The following is a 21,729-nucleotide window of genomic DNA, read 5'->3' as shown; positions in this document are numbered from 1 at the left end:
ACTTGGCCTCAAGCGGTCCTGCGCGCCAGCAAGCGGTCACCCGGCAGAAAGCGGTTGAACAGGTCTTCCACGAATTCGCCGCCCGTCGAGTCGCCCCGCGACACGCCCGTGAAGTAAAGCCCACACCAACGTAACGCGTGCTGGCCAGCGGGATCCTCTGCCATCAGCTGATCAATGAAGGCATGCAAGCCATACTGCAGATCGGACAATGATTGGCGGAACTCGAAAATCTCGCGACGCCCATGTGGCTCTCGCTGCTTGGCAAGCGCCGCCAAGCCGATCATCCGCATACGCTCGAAGGTATCGTCGAAATGGCCATCCATACGGCCAGATGACTCGCCTGCGGAGGATGCCTCGGATCTCCGCCAACCCAACACTTTACGAAATACCGCCGGGGGCAACGCGGCTTTGAATGAGGCATGCCCGGGCAGCACGTCCATGCCTGTCACCACGACATACAGCGGGAGCTGAAGGTGCAGGCGCTGGGTGGCCTCATTTGCCATCCTGCGCAACCTCGCGGCGGTGGCCTTGATGTCGGCACCCGGCCCGAGCAAGCTTTGCGCGGCAACGCCAAGCACGACACCATCGAGTGGCAACTTGCGCCGTTCGCGCGACAGGCGCGTCAACGCCTCGGACCAGAGCAGGTCCGCAGCCTGGGTGTCTTCGCGGGCCTGGGCCAGGCGCGGGTCCATTTCGATGGCTACCAGGGATCGAAACAGCCACCAGTGCCCGCTCGTCGATACACCATCACCCGGCAGCAGTCGTCCGTGAGATGACTGGGCAGCCGCCTGTAGCAGCCCGCGTACGTTCGCGCCGTTGTCGCCAAGAAACACCAGCCAGGGATGACGAGACAGCTGCCGCCATTTGCCACGGCGCCGTAAGGGGTGAAGTATCGCGCCACGCACGCGGCGTACGGCATCCTTGAGCGCTGTCCTGACGCTGCGGATGTCCCATCTGGCATGCGGATCGGCAGACGCTCGCGTGAAGGCCAGCCAATGCCACGCCAGCGATCCTGCCCATCCAAGCATGCCAGCGATAACCACCAGGATACCCGCCAAATACCAGGCCTGTGCCGACATCGCGCTACTGAAGACGGGGGCGACAAAGGCCACCAGCACCAGCAAGACCACACCAAGCGCCACGAACAAGGCCGGTCGCCTGCCCGCCCATGGCCCCGGCTTTCGCCGTGCCGGTGAATCCGGCGTGAGGTAGGGCTGTGGCGTGATCGACTCCCGCTGCAGCGCCTGGAGTACCGCGGCAGTTGCCGCGTAGGGGCGGCAATAGACCGACTTGATCCGGCCCAGCTCACCGCCGTCACCCTTCTCGTAGTAATACTGGCCAACAAAGCCGAGCAGCAGCGCCGTGCAGTAGACCTCGCGCACCTCCTCGGCCCGGCTGTCCAACCGTGCAAGATGCTCGAAGAATTCACTGGAGGCATCACTCGTGTGGAACAGCGTCAGCTGCAACGGACTGGGCTGATCCCGCTTGGCTTCATGGCGCACGATGATCTCGTCGAACCAGGCCACCACGGCAAAGCCCGCAAGCTCGACTTCCTGCATCGACTTGCCGTTGGCGAGTGCCAATTTGCGGGCCTGATCGATCAACTCCCGCGCCCGCGCATTGAGCGGCGCAAGTTCACTTGGGGCGGTCTGGGCCGCTGCCTGCTCATCGACGACCAGGCCGTAGGCGAACAGCGGCGAAAAATAGTCCAGCAACCGCATGACGGCTAGGGCAACCTGTAAGCAGGCAGAAAAGGCTTCACGTCATCACCGTGCAGCGCCGGCGATCATGACTGCTAGAGATATTGGCATCGGCGTATCCAGGTTTTCACGAACATGCTTGCCCCTGGAGGCATCGCACGCGCCATGATGGCGTCGTCGCTGCCCCACCTGATACACGCTACACATAGCGACTCCCCCATCGCAGTGAATCGATTCTCCCGAGTGCCCCGCAAGGCAGCCATATCACCTTGAGACTAGGCCATTCGTAGGCGTCCCGAGGTTGCCGCGCAGGCGGTGTGGGACTATGTTGCTACAAGCGGGCATACGGCGATCGGATCTCCGCGTGCCGTCACGGGGAATGACATGCGCATACTGATTGCGGACGACCATCGGCTTATCGTCGAAGGGGTCAAGCTGAAGTTGGCTGAGCTTGGCCCTGACACCGAGTTCGTCATCGCCATGGACATGGCCGAATTGCGGGAGGCGATTCACGCACCCAACGCCTCCTCGCTGGAGCTGGCCTTGGTCGACCTCGCCATGCCTGGCGTACAGGGCAGCGAGCATCTCGCCGAAGTGGTCGAGAAGCTTCCCGATGTGCCCGTGATCGTGCTGTCCGGCTCGGAGGATCCAGGCTTGATGCGAGACCTGCTCGCCATGGGCGTGCAGGGTTTCATTCCCAAGGCCTATTCGCCGGACGTGATGTTGTCGGCGGTGCGGCTGGTGCTATCCGGCGGCGTCTATGTGCCTCCCTTGCTTTTGCAGGAGCGCGGCAACGGTGCGGGAGCCGCCCCGATGCCCATGCCCTCCCCCACGTCGCATGCACAGTCGCCCAGCCAGGATTCGCTGGAAGAACGCCTGCGCAAACTGCTTACGGAACGTCAGATCGACGTGCTGCGCCTGCTTTCGCAGGGCAAGCCAAACAAGCTCATCGCCCGCGATCTGGGCATTAGCGAAGGCACGGTAAAGATTCATCTCGCCGCCATCTTCCGCGCGCTCAATGTGCGCAACCGGGTCGAGGCCGTTGTGGCTTCAAGGCGCATCAGCGGTATCTGAGAGTCTGTCCAGAGGCTCCACGCAGGCCGCGTTGAGGCTTATTTACCCCCCATCCGGCGTCATCATTCGGATGCGTGCGGACGTACACACCGTGGTTCTAGCTCGGCTGGCGCTCAAACAGATCCCGGCGTAGGCCACCCGCAGACTTTAGACAGGCGCCGAAGCCTTTCACCTGTCGCTGACGGCAGCAGCGTATGCTGCGGCGAGCAGAGGCATGGCGTGCCGCCTCGTCGTTTTCCGGCTAGAGGCATCCGTCGGTCCCCGGGGGAGATACCGCGTTGCTGAAGGGGTGGATTTCAAGCCACAGGCGAAACTCGATCTGGGCAGGCCTGCGAGTCCGCCTGGTCCTGGGCAGTTTGCTCGCCTGCGTCATGCTCGGCCCGCGGGCGGCGTCAGCCGATCCCGGAGGCGCGGGCAACACCCATATCCGGGCGCTGACCTTCGGCATCCTGCCGATGGGCGGGCCCTCCGAATCGCTGGAAGCATGGCGCCCCATGCTGGATGACCTCAGCCGCACATTGCGCCTGCCGGTGCGCAGCCTCTCGGTCAGTACCTACGAAGGGCTAGCCCAGGCGATGTCGGACGAACGTGTCGACTTTGCCTTCGTGTCTGGCCGGCTGGCGCTCGAGGCAGTCACCCGCGACCGCATGCAGGTGATCGCTCAGCTCACGCGCAGCCATGGTCCGCGAGGCTATTTCGCCGTCATGCTGGTCGAAAAGGACTCACCGCTGCACAGCCTCGACGACATGTTTCGCCAGCGGGGCCGCCTGCGCTATGCGCGAGGCGAAGTGCTGTCGGTTTCGGGCTACCTGGTGCCGGAGACCGAAGTGTTCGCCAACCGCCGGCTCGACTCGGATACTTTTTTTGCAAGCGTTTCCGTGGATAACCACCAAAACAACGCCCTGGCGGTAGCGAACAAGGAGGTCGATGTAGCCACCAACAGCACCTCCGACCTGGAGCGCTTTGCCAAGCGCTTTCCCGATCAATATGACCGGCTGCGCGTGCTGTGGACGTCCAGCCTGATTCCGAATTCCGTCATCGTGATTCGCACCGACCTGCCGTCGGAATTGCGCCACCGGGTCGCGGCCGCGTTCACGTCCTATGGAAAGGGCAAGAACGCCACGGCAGAATTGGCCAAGTTGCAACTCATCAGCGACTTCAGCGGCTTCTCACCTGCCGGCAATGAAACGCTGGTGCCTTTTGCAGACATCGAGTTCAACCTCGACAAGCGTCGTGTCTACAGTGCCCAATGGGTAAGCGATGCGGCCATGCAGGCCCGTGTGCGAAAAATCGATGCCGAGCACGAGGCGCTGATACACCAGCTCATGCAGCCACCGTCTCCCTAGAGCCGGCCGGGCGTCTCTTGACCAGACAACGCCAAACGGCCACGAGCGCCTTTGCCGACGCTCGTGAGGCCTGCCTCAGGGATGCATATCCTTGATGTTCATGCTCTGCCCGTTGGACATGATCATGTCGCCAGGCTTCTGGCCCGCCGCGCATGGCCCCACCCAGCGCCCGGTGCTGCTTACCGCCATCTGACCCATGCCTGCGGGGGCCGGATCGTAGCTAACGTGGCCTTCGGTGTGATACGAGGCGTCGCCATCGAACTTGGTCTCGCTGTGGCTGGTCACGCTCATGGGGCCGTTGGGGCCATCCACCTTGCAGACCGCGTCAGACACCACGGAATTTCCCTTCACGTCGATGTTGAACTTGCTGCATTTCTGGCCGCTCATCTGCGTACCCATCTTGTACATGGCCTGATCGGTATCCGCGTCGAGGCACAGCTTCATGGTCTGCTGGTGCCCGCCCATGCCGGTGGTCTGCATTTCCCACAACCCGGGCTTACGCTTGGGCATGTTGGCGGGGATGTCCTGGGCAACGACCACGGTAGTGACACTGATCAACGAAAGCGCGAGCAGGAAGCGAAAGCGAGCGGACATGACGATCTCCATGGGGCCGACGGGCCCTGCGGGTTTGCAAGGTACCGCCAAATCGTTTCCGCGTCATGCCACCAGGCTCGGCTGGACCGTTAGCGCTCCGCCTTCCCACCTGCGCGCCAGCAAAACTCGCAGGACTTGCGGATAGACCGTTTGCCCTATGGCACCTCGCGCTAGAACGAAATGTGTATCGCCGGGTCTCATCGGATTCTTTAGAGTCTCATGCAGGGTGGTCCCGATCGGGGCCTGTCCAGGATGTTCGTTTCCGTTGGTCTCCTGCCGCGGGTCAACCATCATGCAACCGGCTCACGTCATGCACCGTCAACGGACTCCCGAGCCGTGCCTCGCGCCGCTTCGTTCGAGCCGACCACTGGTGGGGGCCTGACCCATGGAGCAGCGTGCTCACCTGCTGTCCCGCCTGTTCATCGATGCCATCATGCCGAGCGCGATCGCCGCGCTGGCACTCGTTCTGGCCCTGTGCATCCAGCAAACGCACAACCTCGGCGAACGCGCCGATGCGGCCGTCACCTTGCGCTTGCAACGCCTTGCCAACCAGCTGAGCAGCGAAGGCATCGCGTCGCCGCAGGCAACGCTCGACCGTGCCTTGCGGGACGGCCAGGCGGACCAGCTGCAGCGGGTTGAACTCCATGGCCCGGACGGTGGTTTCTGGAGCAGTGGCGCCGCGCTCAAGCCAGATGGTGTGATCTATCGAAGCGAGCTGGCCGAGCATGGCAGCGCATCCTCTTGGCTGAGCATGCAGATTGACACGCGCGCACTGCATCGGGCACAGGGTTTGGTGTGGCTGCTCGGCAGCCTTTGCGGCGCCGGCGTCATGCTCCTCGCATGGTTGGCGCGCGTGACGCTACGAAATCGCGTGATTGAACCTCTGTCGCACGTCGAAGGTGCGCTGCATGACCTGATCAATGCCCGACGTCCCGCTGCCGATACCAAGCCGGGCAGCGCGGAGTTCTCGCGCGTGAACCAGGCTTTGCAACGCCTGTCCGAATTGCAGGAGGAACAGCAGCGCGACTGGAGCGCGGTCCAGCACGACAACGCCACCGAAGCGTTGGATCGCCTGCGTCAGAGCCAGGCCGCCACCCGCAGCAAATCCCAATTCATCGCGCTCGTCAGCCATCATTTCCGCCAGCCTCTGCAGGCACTGGAGCTGTTTGCCGGCGGCCTCGATGCCAGTGCGGACAGCGAGCAGCAATCCATGGTTCACCAGATGCGTATAAGCATCTCGTCGATGACGCGCTTGCTGGACGCGCTGCTGGAGATATCGCGGCTGGACGCTGGCGTGATTGCGGTCAAGCCCGTGGGGTTCACTGCCGCGGAACTATTCATGCGGGACCGCACGTCGCTTAATCACGAAGCGGCGCTGCAAAACGTCACGCTCGCCTGGCGGGGTAGCCAGCATCGACTGCACGGTGACGCCGACGTTGCCGCCAGCCTGCTCTATCAACTGGCCAGCAACGCGATCGCCAATGCATCGGGTGGTCGCGTGCTGATCGCCGCACGGCGTCGGGGCCAGGCGATCCGGATCGAAGTGCGTGACAACGGACCCGGCATCGCCGTCATCCACCAGCAACGTATCTTTGAAGAGTTCGTGCAACTGCAGACCGCAGAAAACGAGCGCCGCGGGGGCTACGGCCTTGGACTCGCCATCGCCGAGCGACTCGCCCGATTGCTGGGTACGCGCATCGGCCTTCGCTCCGAGCCCGGACAAGGCAGCACGTTCTGGTTCGACCTGCCTCGCATGCCTGCCATGGAGCGACACTCAAGCAACCGTGGCCGCCCTTCCGCGGCCTGGCGTCAGGCGGGTTGATCCATCCAATCGAACGCGCCCCGGCGTGACACTTCACGCCCCGTCGCTTATGCCGAGTCGAGATAGCAGTCAAAAAAAAAGACCTGCGTTTTCGCAGGTCTCTGAATGCTTTGGTGGGCCGTCCGAGATTCGAACTCGGGACCAATAGATTAAAAGTCTACTGCTCTACCGACTGAGCTAACGGCCCATCATCAAAGGCAAGCCCGGAATTTTATTGACTTAGCGCCAAAGGCACAAGCAAGTGCGTTCAGAAATAGCGGGTCGGGTCGGGCAAACCGGCCGAAATGAAGCCTTGTGCGCGCAATCGGCAGGCGTCGCAATGGCCGCAGGCACGGCCCTCGGCATCGGCCTGATAGCAGCTGACGGTGATCGAGAAATCCACCCCCAGGCGCTGACCTTCCCGTGCGATATCCGCCTTGCTCATGCGCATCAACGGCGCGTGAATCTTGATGCCCGCCCCTTCAACGCCCGCCTTGGTGGCCACATTGGCGAGATGCTCGAAGGCTTCGATAAAGGCGGGGCGGCAATCCGGATAGCCGGAATAGTCCACCGCATTGACGCCGCACCAGAGGTCGTTGGAGCCAAGCACCTCGGCCCAGCCCAGCGCGATCGACAACATGATGGTGTTGCGCGCGGGCACATAGGTGACCGGAATGCCCTGATCACCGATCTGATCCAGGGGGACATCGATATCGGCGGTCAGGGCTGAACCGCCGATGGTGCGCAGGTCCACATGGACGGTTTTGTGTTCCACCGCTCCAAGCGCGCGCGAGACACGCTCGGAAGCCTCCAGCTCGGCGCTGTGACGCTGCCCGTAGGCGACGCTCAGCGCGTACACCTGATACCCCTGCTCTCGTGCGATGGCGATGGTGACGGCCGAGTCCATGCCGCCGGAGACGAGCACGACGGCCTTACGGGAGTATTCCTGTGACATGAGTTACATCCATCCAAGCCAGGCCGGTCACCGGCCGAAAGACGCCACCGGCAAGATAGGCCAGCGCGCAGAAAACCTTTGTCACGGCGTTGACCGCCGGCAAAACACGGGCGCGGGCTTGGCTACCCGCACTCGCACAAGCTCAGTGACCCGGCTCGTCGTTCCACAGCAGCTTGTGCAGCTGCATCTGGAAACGCACATCGAGCTTGTCCTCGATGATCCACTCGGCCAGCTCGCGCGGCTGGATGGCGCCATGCACCGGCGAGAACAGCACCATGCAGCGCTCGATCAGTCGATGCTCGGCCACCACAGCGCGCGCCCACTCATAGTCCGCACGGCTGGCAATGACGATCTTGAGCTGATCGTGAGGCAACAGCAGGTCGATGTTCGACCACAGATTGCGCTTGCTTTCGCCGGAATCCGGCGCCTTCAGATCCATCACCTTGCGTACGCGCGGATCGACCTGCGACACATCCAGTGCGCCGGAAGTCTCCAGCGATACGTCGTGGCCGGCATCGCATAAGCGCTTGAGCAGGATCAGGCAACGCTTCTGCGCCAGCGGCTCGCCGCCGGTCACACAGACATGCTTGGCGCCATGCGAGGCCACTTCGGCAACGATGTCGTCGATATCGCGCCAGTCGCCGCCGTAAAACGAATACTCGGTATCGCACCAGACACAGCGCAGCGGACAACCGGTAAGTCGCACGAACACGGTGCGCCAGCCGATCGCATCAGCCTCGCCCTGGATCGAGTGGAAGATCTCGGTGATGCGCAAGCGCTCGGGTGATGCTTGCGATGAGGTGGTAGGCACCACGCTCGCGTTACTGCTCACAACTACAACCTCAATTGGCCGGCTGCAGCTGGAGCCGGCGCAGACGTTCCTGGGCCAGCTTGGCAGCGTTGGAACCCGGATACTTGGTGGATACGGCTTTTAGCGTGGCCTTGCCGGCATCGACCTGCTTGAGCTCGAGCTGGCTGTAGCCGAGCTTGAGCATGGCATCGGGTGCCTTCTCGCTTTGCGGGAACTGACTCAGCAGGTGCTGAAAAGCCTCGACCGCGACCGGGTAATTCATGGTGACGTAGTACGACTCGCCCAGCCAGTAAAAGGCATTAGGCGCCAGCGGACTGTCGGGGTACTGCTGGATGAAATTGCGAAAACCACGCGACGCCGTCACATAGTCGCCACCCCGCAGCGCTTTGAACGCTTCATCATAGGCAGCCTGCGCGCCCGCCGCATTGGCCGGCGCAGGTGCTGCCGCGCCAGCGGCCTTTGCGTTCTTGCCCTTGCTCGCATCCGTCGCCGCCGCCGCGGCACCCGCGGCGGCAGCCGCTGCCGGTGCGGCATTCGCCGTATTCGGCGCGGGCGCCGGATTCGCGTTGGCTGCACCAGCGGCATTCCCCCCCGCTGCACCGGCACCACCCTCAAGGCGGCCCAGGCGCGAATCGAGATCCGTGTACTGTGCTTTGTTCTTGTCGTCGGCCTGCTGCAGCTGATGCTGAAGCTCCTCGACCTGACCCTGCAGCTGCTGCACCTGCGATTGCAGTGCCTGCACCTGGTTGACCATCCCGACGCCCTGGTTCTGGCTCTGTGCCTGCTGCTCGAGCCGCGAAACGCGGTCGGCCAGACTCAAGCGGGACTCCTGTGCCAGTGCCGGGACAGCAAAAAGCATGGCGGACGCTAACGCGCCCGCCATGCTTATCCTGGCTGTGAAACTTTTAGCCAGACGCTTCTTCATTACTTCGCCGTGTAGACGATCTCGACGCGACGGTTCTTGCTCCAGCAATCCTCGTTGTGCTCACGACACACCGGCTTTTCCTTGCCGTAGGAGATGACGCTGAGCTGGCTGGCCGAGCCGCCGTTGGCCTGCAGGGCATTGGACACGGCGTTGCCGCGGCGCTCACCCAGGCCAAGGTTGTACTCGCGGGTACCGCGCTCGTCGGTGTGGCCTTCCAGACGGATGGCAGCCATCGGGCGGTCCTGCAGATACTTGGCATGGCACTGCATGATCTGCTCGAACTCAGGACGGATCACGTCCTTGTCGAAATCGAAGTACACGACGCGCTGACGCAGGCAGGCATCGGTATCGAGATCGGCCGGGGTGAACTTGTTGCTGGTCGGGGCCGGCTGAGTCATGGGCTGCGGCTCAGGCTGCGGCTGCGGCTTAACTTCCTGCTTCTTCGAGCATGCGGCCGCGCCAACGCAAAGCAGGGCGACCAGGGCAACGCGAATGGTCTTATTCATGGTGGACGTTCCTTCAAACAGGTTTGAGTTCCGACAGTCAGTAATGATTGCGGTTTCGGGACAGTGATCGCCGGTCAACCGGCTGTTATTTTGACATTTTGCTGCCGGCGGTGCGCTGTCTCGCAACCGCCTGACCCGCCGATTGCGACGCACTGCCGCGACCGACAAGCTGTTTGATCCGGGGTGTCGTTATGCCGTTCACACCCGAATCACATCGCCGTGCCGCTTACGCGTCACGGCATGAACTGATTAACGCTCCCGGTAGGGTCCCCAGGCCGGCTCGCGGACATCGCCATCGGACAGCACGAGGCGCTGCCGGACCAGGCCGTCAGCCGATACGGCATACAATACGCCGCGGCGTCCTTCGGTAGCGGCATACAACAGCATGCTGGCATTAGGCGCGAAACTCGGGGTTTCATCGATAGGACCCGGCGAAATGAAGCGCACCTGCCCACCCAGACTGCGGTCCATAATGGCAATACGATACACGTTCCCGTTGCCCTGCACCATCGCGATCTGCTTGCCGTCGTAGCTGATCGAGGCATTCGCGTTGAACTGACCCTGGAAGGTGATGCGGTCGGCACCACCGCCGCTGGCCGGCATCTGGTAGAGCTGCGGACGGCCAGAACGGTCAGAGGTGAAGATGATGCTCTGGCCGTCTGGGGTCCAGCGCGGCTCGGTGTCGATGGCCAGATTGTTGGTCAGGCGGGTTTCCTGGCGGCTGGCCAGATCGAGCACGTAGATCTCGGGATTGCCCACGAAGGACAGCGCCAGGGCGAGCTTGCTGCCGTCCGGCGACCAGGCCGGGGCACCGTTGATGCCCTTCGACTTGGCCGATACCAGCTGACGCGAACCCGTGGTGATGTCCTGCACGTAGATGGCCGAATTGCCACTCTCGAACGACACGTAGGCGATCTTGCGGCCATCCGGCGACCACGCCGGCGACAGCAGCGACTCGCGCGAGCGGGCCACCACCTGCGGGTTGAAGCCGTCCGAATCGGCCACGATCAGCGCGTAGGTGGTGTTATTGCCCAGGCCCACGGCGGTGATATAGGCAATGCGCGTCCAGAATGCCCCGCGTACACCGGTGATTTTTTCGTAGATCTGGTCGGCGATCTGGTGGGCGACGCCGCGCAGGTCACCGACCGGCGCGGTGAAGGCCTGGGCCAGCAGACTCTGCTGCTTGTTGACGTCCCACAACTCGTACTCGACACGCAAGCTGCCGCCACCCGCGTCAATGACGCGTCCCACCACCATGTAGTCCTGCTTGAGCAGGCGCCAGGTGGCGAAGTTGATGTCCGCACCCTTGGACGGCGTCTCCACGATCTCGCTCTTGGCCAGCGAGCGGAATTTGCCGGAACGGTTGAAGTCGTTGCGCATGACGTCGGCAACGTCGGTCGCCAGCGGCTCACCGCCGGCCTGGGCAAATGGCACCACGGCGATCGGGGTGGCCGTCTTGAGTCCGCCGACGATATCGACATTGAGCGACTGGGCTGCGGCCGGACCGACGAACAAGGCGGTCACGGCGAGCAGGACGAGGGTGAGGCTTAAGCTCAATTTGCGCATGGGCTTCATCACTGCGGCCTGAAAGTGAAATCGATATTGCGGTTGAACACGCTCTCAAAGCCCTTGTAAGGCAGGGGCTGAGCGCGCAGTACGGCGTTTTCGATGGAACGCTTGCCGGCGTCGTCGTATGGGCAGCTAGGATCGACCTTGGCGCTCATCACGTCGCCACCAGGCAACTGCACGATGTGCACGATGCACGGCGTGCTCGGCATGTTATCCGGGCGAAGCCAATTCTGTGTGACCGCGTTCTGAATCGCAGCCAAATATTGGGCCAGCAAACCCGCGTCCGGACCGTTGGTACCGGTCTGTCGCTGCTCGGCAGCGGGCACATTGGTCATGCCGTTGTCCTTGGCGTTCTTGAGGTCTTCCATCTGCTGCTTGGCCTGCTTGGCCTTGTCCTGCGCCTTCTGGGCCGCGTTCTGGGCCGCATCAAGCTTGGCGAACATCTCGTCGAGCTTCTGCTTGTCCTGCTTCTGCTTGGCCGCCTGGGCGTCCAATTCCGACTGTCGCTGACGCTGCTTCTCCTCCTGCTCCTTCTTCGCGTCCTCAGCCTTCTGCAAGGCATCGGCCACGACCTTCTCCTGATCCTTGGTATCCGGATGCTCGGGCGGCGGCGGTAGCGTCTTGACCACGGGCGCCTCTTCCTGGGGCGTCGGTGGCGGAATCGTCGGCGGTGGTGGCGTGGTGTCCGGCACCGGCTTGGCCTTGACCGCCTTCGGCGGCGGCGCGCCGGTAGGGCCGATCAGGGTGGCTTCGATGATTTCGCCCGGCAGCGACAGCGGCTTGGCGCAGGTGATCGGATTCCAGCTGGCTGGCAGGTGCAGCGTCTCGAACAGGTTCTCGTAGAACGAGCACGGCACCACCGCGAGGGCCAGAAAACCCACGATGCCCAAATGGAGAATGGAAGAGAGTACGACAGCCTTGGACGTACCCTTGGGGGAGTCGGCCCTCATTTCTTGCTGCCCGACTCCGGCGCGCTCATCAGACCGACCTTGGCCACGCCGGCCTGCTGCAGGTCGGCCAGCACCTGATACACGCCCTCGTACTTGCCGTCGCGATCACCGGCCACAAGGACGCTGACCTCAGGGTTCGCCTTCACGAACGCACCTACCTTGGCCTTCATGGTCTCGACATCGACGGGCTGCTTCTTCTCGTCACCCAGCGTGAGATAGAGCTGCCCCTGCTGATCGACCGAGACGATGACCGGGTCTTTCTTGTCCTGCATCGACTTGGCGTGCGCCTGCGGCAGGTTCACGTCGACATTGGAGTTGAGCATGGGCGTGGTGACCATGAAAATGATCAACAGCACCAGCATCACGTCGATATACGGCACGACGTTGATCTCGGATTTGAGCTTGAAGCGCTTGTGTCGCGCAGTGCTACGCATTGATCAAATCCTCAAGCAGACGCGTCGTCGGCCTGGATCTGCCGCTGCAGCACGGAGGAGAACTCCTCCTGGAACACGTCGTAGCGGGAGGCCACGCGCTCGACCTTGTTGGCGAAGCGGTTATAGGCCCACACCGCGGGAATCGCCGCGAACAGACCCATGGCGGTAGCAATCAGCGCCTCGGAGATGTGCGGCGCCACCACGGCGATGGTCACGTCTTTCATCTCGCCCAGGCCCTGGAACGCGCCCATGATGCCGATGACGGTGCCGAACAGGCCCACGTAGGGGCTGATCGAACCGACGTTGGCGAGGAACTCCAGGTTGCGCTCGAGCCGTCCGATTTCGCGCGTACCGGCCACGCGCATGGCGCGCTCGGAACCCTCGATGACGACGCGCATGTCATGCGTCTTGCGCTGGCGCTGACGCACGAACTCGCGGAAGCCCGACTCGAAGACGTTTTCCATGCCGCCGTTCTCGGCACCGCGATTGCTCACTTCCCGGAACAGCTGGGCGAGGTCGGCACCTGACCAGAAGCGCTCCTCGAAGCCCTCGGCCTCCTCCATCGCGGATTTCAGCTGGGCATGCTTGCGCAGGATGATCACCCATGAAAGGAAGGAGAACACCAGCAGCACCAGCATCACAAACTGCACCAGGATGCTCGCTTCCGCGATCAGCTTGAAAATGTTCAGTCCACCGTTCATTGCTCGAAGGTTCTCCAGCGTACGTACTTTTATTGAGGGGAAAGGCCAGGGGTGAAATCGGCCGGAATTTGCACCGGACGCATTCGGCGGACATCGACACAGGCCACGCGCACCTTCGCGCGAATCAGCTCCGTCCCGTCCACCCGGCGGATCGTTTGGGCAAAGAGGATACTGGCTGCGCGCCGTTCTTTGACTTCGACGCTTACCGACAGTTCATCATCCAGCAGGGCCGCCCGCAGGAAGTCGATCTGCATTTCCCGGACCAGGAAGGCCAAACCAGTGGCCTCCTTGTAGGCAGACTGGTTGATACCCATGGCCCGCAGCCACTCGCTGCGAGCTCGCTCCATGAAACGCAGATAGCTGGCGTGATAGACCACGCCGCCAGCGTCGGTGTCTTCCCAATAGACGCGGACGGGCCAATGGAAGGGCTGGTGATCGGACATGGACGGGTTCTAAGGGCGGGCCAGGGGATGGGGGATAGGTAGCGGGGGCGCGAAGACTACGGGCCGCAACCAGCCGAAGGCTTGAAGACGGACCATGACAGGCTCGCGTCCATCGTGCGGGCAGGCGTCCCCACGACCCGCTGCCCGCTCCCGCTCAGACACTCCCGTCACCGGCGAACAGGTCCACCGCCAACGGCTGACGCGGCGGCGGCGTCAGGCCCAAGTGTCGCCACGCCTTGGCGCTGGCCATGCGGCCGCGCGCGGTGCGCACCAGGAAACCCTGCTGGATCAGATAAGGCTCGACCACGTCTTCAAGCGTGCCGCGGTCCTCGCTGAGCGCGGCGGCCAGCGATTCCACGCCCACCGGGCCGCCGTCGAAATTTTCAATGATGGTGTTGAGCAAACGGCGATCCAGTTCGTCGAAACCCTCGGCATCCACCTTGAGCATCTCCATCGCGGCACGGGCGGCGGCGAACGTGATCTGTCCGTCGGCACGCACTTCGGCGTAGTCACGCACGCGGCGCAGCAAGCGATTGGCGATACGCGGGGTGCCGCGTGAGCGACGGGCAATTTCCTGCGCCCCTTCCGGATCGCAGGCAATGCCCATGATGCGGGCGGAGCGTCGCACGATGGCGGTGAGCTCTTCGGGCGTATAGAACTCCAGACGCTGCACGATGCCGAAGCGGTCACGCAGCGGCGCCGTGAGCAAGCCCGCCCGCGTGGTCGCGCCGATCAAGGTGAATGGCGGCAGGTCGAGCTTGATCGAGCGCGCGGCCGGGCCCTCGCCGATCATGATGTCGATCTGGAAATCTTCCATCGCCGGATAGAGCACTTCCTCGACCACGGGCGAAAGGCGGTGGATCTCATCCACGAACAGCACGTCGTGCGGCTCGAGATTGGTCAGCAAGGCGGCCAGGTCACCGGCGCGCTCCAGCACCGGACCCGAGGTGGAGCGCAAATTGACGCCGAGCTCGTTGGCAATCACGTGGCTCAAGGTGGTCTTGCCCAGGCCCGGAGGCCCGAAGATCAGCACGTGATCCAGCGCACCACCACGTTTCTTTGCAGCCTCGATATAAATCGACATCTGCTCGCGCACCGCCTGCTGCCCCAGATACTCGGCCAGCCGCTTGGGCCGGATGGAGGCTTCCAGAGCCTCGTCGTCCATATGGGCGGCGGCGGTGACGATGCGGTGGTCGGTCATAGGTGCGCATTATGGCAGCGTGAGGGCGCTGCCGGGGGGATGGAGCAGAGATGGGATGGGTAGCGGGGGCGCGTAGTCCGGCCACCTGTGGTCATCATGCAGCCAGCGACGGTTCCTGGTCGTCACGCCCAGGGTTATTTCAGGTAGTCGACGCTGGCGCCCCACTACCCTTCGCCAGCCAAACTCCGCCGCACTTCCACAGCAGCGCCCGCGCCTCGCGGCTAAATCTCCACCTGCGCACCCAGTTCGATCAGGCGATTGCCGGGAATCTGGAAGAACGCCGTCGCCGGCAACGCATTACGCGCCATGAAGGCGAACAGCTTGTCGCGCCATAGCGCCATGCCCGGACGCCGCGCATCCGCGATGATGGTTTCGCGGGACAGGAAGAACGTGGTGTCCATCATGTCGAACGGCATGCCGACCCGTTGGCACTGGGACAGCGCCCGCGGGATATTCGGATCCTCGGCAAAACCGAAGCGCAATTCGAGACCATAGAAGTTGCCACCCAGCTCGGTGATCTCGATGCGTTCGTTCGGCTCGGCCACCGGCGTCTCCAGCATCTCCACCGTCAACAGCACATTGCGCTCGTGCAGCACCTTGTTGTGCTTGAGGTTATGCAGCAACGCATGTGGCACGGAATTCTGGTTGGCGGTGAGGAACACGGCCGTACCCGGTACGCGCAACGGCGGATGCTCGGCGATGTTCTCGATGAACGGCTGCAGCGCCAGCCCGGATTGCTTGATCTCGCGCACCACCAACTCGCGACCGCGCCGCCAGGTGGTCATCACGATGAACACCGCCACGCCCAATACCAGCGGGAACCAGCCGCCGTATTCGACCTTGATCAGGTTGGCGCCCAGGAAGGACAGATCGATGGACAGCAGCAGGATGCCAGCGACGATGACGGTAAGGCGGCTCCAATGCCACTGCCGGCGCGCCACGATCAGGGCAAGAATCGTGGTGATGGTCATGGTGCCAGTCACTGCGATGCCGTAGGCCGCGCTCAAGCTATCCGAACTGCGGAAACCCACCACCGCCAGCAGCACCATCACCAGCAGGAAGTTGTTCACCCACGGCACGAAAATCTGGCCGGACATCTCACGCGAGGTATGCACCACCGGCATGCGCATCGAATAGCCCAGCGACATCGCCTCGCGCGTCATCGAGAACGCACCGGAGATCACCGCCTGCGAGGCAATCACCGTGGCCACCGTGGCCAGGCCGATCATCGGGTACAGCATCACGCTCGGCACCAGCTTGAAGAACGGGCTGTCGATCGCTTCGGGGTGATCCAGCAGCAGCGCACCCTGGCCGAAGTAATTCAACACCAGGGCCGGCAGCACGAAGCTGAACCAGGCCAGGCGAATCGGCCGCTTGCCGAAATGCCCCATGTCCGCGTACAGCGCCTCGGCGCCGGTCAGCGCCAGCACCACGCCGCCGAGCGCAATGAACGCCTGCATGCCGTGAGTGAAGAAGAAACGCACGCCATAGAGCGGATTGATTGCCGTCAGCACGTGCGGATTGTGCGCGATCATGTTCGCGCCCAGCAGCGCGATCACGATGAACCAGATCACCATCACCGGCCCGAACAGCCTGCCGACGCGCTCCGTGCCATGTCGCTGCAGCGCGAACAGGAAGAACAGTATCACCGCGGTGATCGGCACGATCCAGCGATCGAGATGAGGCGCAGCCACCTTGACGCCCTCAACCGCCGAAAGCACCGAGATGGCCGGCGTGATCACGCCATCGCCATAGAACAGCGCGGCACCAAAGATGCCGATGATCGCCAGGAACCAGCGCTGGCGTGCATCGCCCTTGACGCTGCGCAAGGCCAGCGCCAGCAGCGCCATGATGCCGCCCTCGCCCTTGTTGTCGGCGCGCATGATGAAAACGACGTACTTGAGCGAGACCACCAGGATCTGCGCCCAGAAAATCAGCGACAGCACGCCATAAATGCTCTCCGGCGTGGGCTTCATGCCGTCGTGGCTCAGCGTCGTCTGCAAGGTGTACAGCGGACTCGTGCCGATGTCGCCATAGACCACGCCGATCGCACCAAGGGCCAACGCTGCCAGGCGTCGCTTGGTATCAGCGTCGGTCGTGCCGTGGGTGGAATCCGGGGTCACGGGTCAATTCCCTAGTGCGGCGCGCAGCGCCTTGCGGATGATCGATTCGGCAGTGTCGCCATCGGCGGCGACCTTCTGCACAAGACGAGTGACTTCAGCCGGCTTGTAGCCGAGCTGCTGTAGTGCGACGGTGGCTTCGCCCGCAGGGTCCAGCGGTGCGCCATTCGCCTTGCTGCCCAGACCAGACAGCGGCGCAGCCAGCCCATCCATGCGGTCGCGCAACTCAACCACGATGCGTTCGGCGGTCTTCTTGCCGATGCCAGGGATCTTGGTCAGGGCGACCACGTCGCCGGTTTGCACCAAGCGCGCAAAGTCATGCGTGGATACGCCAGAGAGCACCGCGAGTGAAATCTTCGCGCCGATGCCACTGACTTTCTGCAGGCTACGGAACAGCGTGCGCTCGGCTTCGTGAAAGAAGCCATACAGCGCCACGCTGTCTTCCTTCACGGCGTAGTGGGTGAGCAGTGTCACTTCCTTGCCTATCGACGGCAGGTCGTAGATGGTGGACATCGGCGCTTCCAACTCGTAACCGACGCCGCCGACTTCAATCAGCAGCCACGGTGGCTGCTTGGAGACCAGGATGCCGCGCAGTCGACCGATCATCGGCGACGTCTCCATGCCGTCCGTGGAATGCCGACGCGATCCAGGCTTGCGCGGGTATGCGCGTGGGTCACCGCAATGGCGAGCGCATCCGCCGCATCGGCCTGCAACGGCCCCTTCAGTCCGAGCAGGACGCCAATCATGTGCTGCACCTGGGTTTTGTCACCGCGGCCGCTACCGACCACGGCCTGTTTTACTTCCGTCGCTGCGTACTCGTGCACCGCGACCCCCTGACTGACGACCGCACAAATCGCGGCCCCCCTCGCCTGGCCCAGCTTCAACGCCGAATCGGCATTGCGCGCCATGAACACGCGTTCGATGCCGCATTCGTCCGGCCGATGGGCGGCGATGATGGCACACAGCTCGTCAAATATGCGTTTCAGGCGCAGCGGAAAACTGGCCTCGCCAGCCACCGCCAATGCGCCATGAAAAACATGGGACAGTTTGCCGCCGGCATCGACATCGATGATGCCGACACCGGTGCGCTGGCTGCCCGGATCGATGCCGATGATGCGCGTCATGGGCGTGGGTTCGCGAGGGCCGTAAGAGCCCGTGCGAACTTAGTTTGCTGCCTCGGTCGGCAGCAGAGCGTTATGGGAAACTTCGCTGACATCGTCGAGCGCATCGAGCTTCTCGAGCAGGTCCTGCAGTGTCTCCAAGGCCTCGTCGGGCACGGCCACGCGGTTGTTCGGACGCATGCCGACACCGGCGTGCTGGGCCGTCAGTCCCGCCGCCAGCAAGGCCTGCTGCACTGCTTCGAAGTTTTCCGGCGCGCACAGTACGGTGCTCTCGCCATGCTCATTCACGACGTCGTCGGCACCGGCATCGAGGGCAGCCTCCAGCACCTTTTCCTCCTTGGCCTCATCGCCGCCGGTGGCAAATACGAGTTCACCCACGCGTGAGAACTGGAAGGCCACCGAGCCGGAGGTGCCCAGGTTGCCGCCGTGCTTGGTCAAGGCATGGCGCACGTCCGCCACGGTGCGGACCGGGTTGTCGGTGAAGCAGTCGATGATCAGCGCGATGCCGGCCGGGCCGTAACCCTCGTAGCGCAGCTCTTCCATCGCGGCACCGCCATCGGCACCCGAGCCGCGCTTGATCGCGCGCTCGATGGTGTCCTTGGTCATATTGGCCGACAACGCCTTGTCCACCGCCGCACGCAGGCGCGGATTGGCGGACGGGTCAGCGACGCCAGCACGGGTGGCCACGGTGATTTCGCGGATCAGCTTGGTGAATACCTTGGCGCGCTTGGCGTCTTCGGCGTTCTTGCGACCTTCGATGGACGGGCCTCTACCCATGACACTTCCTGCAAATCTGGCAATAGAACGGAGCGCGAATTCTATCCCTTCGGGACGGCGGGCAGGCAAGCCGCCTCGTGAAACGGCGAAATCGGCGACCCCGGCTCAGGAATCCGTACGGTCGAAGCGGCCTCGTTGCAGGAATTGCGTCACTTGACGAGCCACCTCGACGGAGAACAGCAGGCCCGTATGGTTGGTCTCGATCACGCAATGGTCGGCAATGCCTGGCAGATGCGTCTCGTCGACGGCCACGGTACCGTCGTTGTCGCCCTCAAACTGGCCCAGCACCGCGCCCAGGCCGAGCGACAGGCGCCCGGCGACCACGCCGACCTCACGTTCACCCTCCCAGCGCTCGAAACCGTATTCGAGCAGCTCGCGATTGCCTCCCAACAGCGCCTCGCCACCGCGCCCCATGCCGGCGAAGCCGCGCGCAGCGGCACTGCCTTTCAAGGGAGACCCCAGGCAGACGACCCGACCAGGCGGCAAATCAACGTCTTCCGCGCAGGCGCGCAGCGCCAGCAGGCCACCCAGACTGTGGCCCACCAGATGAACGGTCTGCGTCTCCTGAGCCAACTCGTGGATACGTGCTTCCAGCCGGCTGAGGATGCGCTGCTGAGTGGCCGCCACGCTCATATAGTCGAAGCGGTGCACGCGAAAGCCTGCCTCCATCATGCGCCGGTGCAGCATGGCCAACGCAAAACCGCGCATCCACAGGCCGTGCAGAAGGATCACATGATCAGACATTCAGGGACCGGAGAATGAGGAGTCGTGAAGGGAACCATAGGCAGGATGGCTCCAGCGAAGCATACCTGCCCTTAACCAGCCTGCCGCCCCTCGTGCGTCCAAGCTCAGCCGTGAAGCTTGTCTGCCGCGGCTATGCGCACATGGAGCTCCTTCAACTGTGGCTCCGAAACCATCGACGGTGCGTCGGTCATCAGATCCTGCGCGCTGGTGGTCTTGGGAAACGCGATCACGTCGCGGATCGACTCGGTACCCGCCATCAGCGCCGCAATGCGGTCGATACCGAAGGCGAGGCCACCATGCGGCGGCGCGCCGAACTTCAGCGCCTTCAACAGGAAGCCGAACTTGAGCTCGGCCTCCTCCGGGCTAATGCCCAGAAGATCGAACACCGTGCTCTGCATGTCCGGACGATGGATACGGATGGAACCGCCGCCGATCTCGTTGCCGTTGAGCACCATGTCGTAGCCGCGGCTGACGGCGTTTGCTGCATTGGCGCGCAGGTCGTCCACGTCATCGACCTTCGGTGCCGTGAACGGGTGATGCAAGGCGACGAAGCGCTGGTCTTCCTCGTCGTACTCGAACATCGGGAAGTCGGTGACCCACAACGGTTTCCAGCTGTTTTCGACCAGACCGCGATCCTTGCCGACCTTCAGGCGCAGTGCGCCCATGAAGTCGGTCACCGCCTTCCAGCTGCCCGCACCAAAGAACACCATGTCGCCGCTCTGCGCCCCGGTGAGCGTAAGCACGCCATCCAGCGCCGCGTCATCGAGGAACTTCGCCACGGGCGAATTGATGCCCTCGCGACCCTTGGAAAGATCGTCCACACGCAACCAGGCCAGCCCCTTGGCGCCGTACTTGGCGACGTATTCGGTAAGCAGGTCGATTTCCTTGCGGGTCAAGCTGGCGCCGCCGGGCACGCGCAGTGCCGCCACGCGGCCGTTGGCAGCGTTGGCAGGTTCAGCGAAGACCTTGAACTCGACGTGCTTGACGGCGTCGGCGATGTCCACCAGTTCGAGCGCGATGCGCAGATCCGGCTTGTCCGAACCGAAACGACGCATTGCTTCGGCCCAGGTCATGCGCGGGAAGCTGGGGTCGAGCTCGACGCCCTGCACTTCCTTGAACACGTGGCGGATCAGTTCCTCCACGAAGTCCTGCACGTCCTTCTCTTCGACGAACGCGAACTCAAGGTCGAGCTGGGTGAATTCCGGTTGGCGGTCGGCGCGCAGATCTTCGTCACGGAAGCAGCGGGCGATCTGATAGTAGCGATCGAAACCGGCCATCATCAGGATCTGCTTGAACAGCTGCGGCGACTGCGGCAGCGCGTAGAACTGGCCCGGATGCACGCGGCTGGGCACCAGGTAGTCACGCGCGCCTTCCGGCGTGGCCTTGGTGAGGATCGGCGTCTCGATATCCTGGAAGCCGCGCGCGTCGAGGTAACGACGCAGCGTCTGCACCAGCTTGATGCGCGTGCGCATCATCTTCTGCATCTCGGGGCGACGCAGGTCGAGGTAGCGGTAGGTCATCCGCATGTCCTCGTTGGGGTTCTCATGCAGCGCGAACGGCAGATCCTTCGCGGCATTGAGAATTTCCACCGTATCGGCCAGCAGTTCCACCGTGCCGGTACGCAGCTTGTCATTCACCGACAAGCGCTTGCGGATGGTGCCGGTGACGCGCAGGCAGTATTCGTTGCCGATCTCGCCTGCCACCGCGAAGGCGGCCGCGTTCTCGCGCTCGACCACCACCTGGGCAAGGCCCTCGTGGTCACGCAGGTCTACGAAGGCCACATGGCTCTGCAGGCGAAGGGTATTGACCCAGCCGCACAGGGTGACGGTCTGGCCGACCAGTGCCTCGTCGATGAGGCCGCAAAAATGCGTGCGCATGCGCTTGGAACTCCGGGCCGCAAGGCGGCGTAATGCGTGGAAAAGACCCGGAATGTTAACACCGGCAGCAGCAGAGGCGG

General features: G+C 63.3%; 21 protein-coding genes and 1 tRNA gene. 3 read left to right on the top strand and 19 right to left on the bottom strand.

Annotation, left to right across the window (positions count from 1 at the left end):
* Nucleotides 1-8 precede the first annotated feature (8 nt).
* Nucleotides 9-1,721 (bottom strand): type VI secretion protein IcmF/TssM N-terminal domain-containing protein, encoded by a 1,713-nt coding sequence (locus OUZ30_RS04165; protein WP_266180925.1) that lies wholly within the window; start codon nucleotides 1,719-1,721, stop codon nucleotides 9-11.
* A gap of 363 nt (nucleotides 1,722-2,084) precedes the next feature.
* On the opposite strand from OUZ30_RS04165, the gene OUZ30_RS04160 reads away from it, so the two are divergent.
* Nucleotides 2,085-2,774: a LuxR C-terminal-related transcriptional regulator gene (locus OUZ30_RS04160; RefSeq protein ID WP_266180923.1), complete on the top strand. Its 690-nt coding sequence runs from the start codon at nucleotides 2,085-2,087 to the stop codon at nucleotides 2,772-2,774.
* 278 nt (nucleotides 2,775-3,052) lie between these two features.
* The gene (gene phnD / locus OUZ30_RS04155; RefSeq protein ID WP_266180922.1) at nucleotides 3,053-4,120 is read left to right on the top strand and encodes a phosphate/phosphite/phosphonate ABC transporter substrate-binding protein; all 1,068 of its coding nucleotides are present in this window, start codon (nucleotides 3,053-3,055) and stop codon (nucleotides 4,118-4,120) included.
* A 75-nt stretch (nucleotides 4,121-4,195) separates the two neighbouring features.
* On the opposite strand, the gene OUZ30_RS04150 is transcribed toward phnD, so the two are convergent.
* Nucleotides 4,196-4,714: a DUF3617 domain-containing protein gene (locus tag OUZ30_RS04150; protein ID WP_266180921.1), complete on the bottom strand. Its 519-nt coding sequence runs from the start codon at nucleotides 4,712-4,714 to the stop codon at nucleotides 4,196-4,198.
* A 385-nt stretch (nucleotides 4,715-5,099) separates the two neighbouring features.
* Here OUZ30_RS04150 and OUZ30_RS04145 point away from each other — a divergent pair, with 385 nt between their 5' ends.
* Entirely contained in the window at nucleotides 5,100-6,536 is a 1,437-nt protein-coding gene (locus tag OUZ30_RS04145) for a sensor histidine kinase (protein WP_266180920.1), read from the top strand.
* A gap of 111 nt (nucleotides 6,537-6,647) precedes the next feature.
* Here the strand turns inward: OUZ30_RS04145 and OUZ30_RS04140 are convergent.
* From OUZ30_RS04140 to aspS, 17 genes are all read right to left on the bottom strand, one after another.
* Nucleotides 6,648-6,723: transfer RNA gene (locus OUZ30_RS04140), tRNA-Lys, on the bottom strand.
* 60 nt (nucleotides 6,724-6,783) lie between these two features.
* Nucleotides 6,784-7,470, bottom strand: coding sequence for a 7-cyano-7-deazaguanine synthase QueC (gene queC, locus OUZ30_RS04135; RefSeq protein ID WP_266180919.1), 687 nt, complete (start codon nucleotides 7,468-7,470; stop codon nucleotides 6,784-6,786).
* A 142-nt stretch (nucleotides 7,471-7,612) separates the two neighbouring features.
* Nucleotides 7,613-8,302, bottom strand: a complete 690-nt coding sequence (gene queE / locus OUZ30_RS04130; RefSeq protein WP_266180918.1) for a 7-carboxy-7-deazaguanine synthase QueE — start codon at nucleotides 8,300-8,302, stop codon at nucleotides 7,613-7,615.
* A 10-nt stretch (nucleotides 8,303-8,312) separates the two neighbouring features.
* Complete coding sequence (gene ybgF / locus OUZ30_RS04125) at nucleotides 8,313-9,101, bottom strand: tol-pal system protein YbgF (RefSeq protein WP_486599069.1); 789 nt, start codon at nucleotides 9,099-9,101, stop codon at nucleotides 8,313-8,315.
* Nucleotides 9,102-9,205: 104 nt separating this feature from the next.
* Nucleotides 9,206-9,712, bottom strand: coding sequence for a peptidoglycan-associated lipoprotein Pal (gene pal, locus OUZ30_RS04120; protein WP_266180916.1), 507 nt, complete (start codon nucleotides 9,710-9,712; stop codon nucleotides 9,206-9,208).
* Nucleotides 9,713-9,961: 249 nt separating this feature from the next.
* Nucleotides 9,962-11,278: a Tol-Pal system beta propeller repeat protein TolB gene (gene tolB, locus OUZ30_RS04115; RefSeq protein WP_266180915.1), complete on the bottom strand. Its 1,317-nt coding sequence runs from the start codon at nucleotides 11,276-11,278 to the stop codon at nucleotides 9,962-9,964.
* A gap of 8 nt (nucleotides 11,279-11,286) precedes the next feature.
* Complete coding sequence (gene tolA / locus OUZ30_RS04110; RefSeq protein WP_266180912.1) at nucleotides 11,287-12,231, bottom strand: cell envelope integrity protein TolA; 945 nt, start codon at nucleotides 12,229-12,231, stop codon at nucleotides 11,287-11,289.
* Entirely contained in the window at nucleotides 12,228-12,665 is a 438-nt protein-coding gene (gene tolR, locus OUZ30_RS04105; protein WP_266180911.1) for a protein TolR, read from the bottom strand. Before tolR ends, tolA begins: the two co-directional genes overlap by 4 nt.
* An 11-nt stretch (nucleotides 12,666-12,676) precedes the next feature.
* Nucleotides 12,677-13,366 carry a protein TolQ gene (gene tolQ / locus OUZ30_RS04100; RefSeq protein ID WP_266180910.1) on the bottom strand — a complete coding sequence of 230 codons (690 nt, stop codon included), beginning with the start codon at nucleotides 13,364-13,366 and terminating at the stop codon, nucleotides 12,677-12,679.
* 29 nt (nucleotides 13,367-13,395) lie between these two features.
* Complete coding sequence (gene ybgC, locus OUZ30_RS04095; RefSeq protein ID WP_266180909.1) at nucleotides 13,396-13,809, bottom strand: tol-pal system-associated acyl-CoA thioesterase; 414 nt, start codon at nucleotides 13,807-13,809, stop codon at nucleotides 13,396-13,398.
* A gap of 154 nt (nucleotides 13,810-13,963) precedes the next feature.
* Nucleotides 13,964-15,010 carry a Holliday junction branch migration DNA helicase RuvB gene (gene ruvB / locus OUZ30_RS04090; RefSeq protein ID WP_266180908.1) on the bottom strand — a complete coding sequence of 349 codons (1,047 nt, stop codon included), beginning with the start codon at nucleotides 15,008-15,010 and terminating at the stop codon, nucleotides 13,964-13,966.
* A 221-nt stretch (nucleotides 15,011-15,231) separates the two neighbouring features.
* Nucleotides 15,232-17,133 carry a potassium transporter Kup gene (locus OUZ30_RS04085; RefSeq protein ID WP_266180906.1) on the bottom strand — a complete coding sequence of 634 codons (1,902 nt, stop codon included), beginning with the start codon at nucleotides 17,131-17,133 and terminating at the stop codon, nucleotides 15,232-15,234.
* 3 nt (nucleotides 17,134-17,136) lie between these two features.
* Complete coding sequence (ruvA, locus tag OUZ30_RS04080) at nucleotides 17,137-17,736, bottom strand: Holliday junction branch migration protein RuvA (protein WP_266180905.1); 600 nt, start codon at nucleotides 17,734-17,736, stop codon at nucleotides 17,137-17,139.
* Nucleotides 17,733-18,254: a crossover junction endodeoxyribonuclease RuvC gene (ruvC, locus tag OUZ30_RS04075; protein WP_266148042.1), complete on the bottom strand. Its 522-nt coding sequence runs from the start codon at nucleotides 18,252-18,254 to the stop codon at nucleotides 17,733-17,735. The genes ruvA and ruvC overlap by 4 nt, the downstream gene beginning before the upstream one ends.
* 39 nt (nucleotides 18,255-18,293) lie before the next feature.
* Nucleotides 18,294-19,028, bottom strand: coding sequence for a YebC/PmpR family DNA-binding transcriptional regulator (locus tag OUZ30_RS04070; RefSeq protein ID WP_266180904.1), 735 nt, complete (start codon nucleotides 19,026-19,028; stop codon nucleotides 18,294-18,296).
* 105 nt (nucleotides 19,029-19,133) lie between these two features.
* Entirely contained in the window at nucleotides 19,134-19,772 is a 639-nt protein-coding gene (locus OUZ30_RS04065; RefSeq protein WP_266180903.1) for an esterase/lipase family protein, read from the bottom strand.
* Between the two features lie 104 nt (nucleotides 19,773-19,876).
* Complete coding sequence (aspS, locus tag OUZ30_RS04060; protein ID WP_266180902.1) at nucleotides 19,877-21,649, bottom strand: aspartate--tRNA ligase; 1,773 nt, start codon at nucleotides 21,647-21,649, stop codon at nucleotides 19,877-19,879.
* Nucleotides 21,650-21,729: the final 80 nt, after the last annotated feature.

Origin of the sequence: Dyella humicola, assembly GCF_026283945.1 — a bacterium.
Classification (GTDB): Bacteria; Pseudomonadota; Gammaproteobacteria; order Xanthomonadales; family Rhodanobacteraceae; genus Dyella; species Dyella humicola.
Note: the sequence above shows the minus strand (reverse complement) of the source record. Positions and strands in the feature narration are given on the sequence as shown.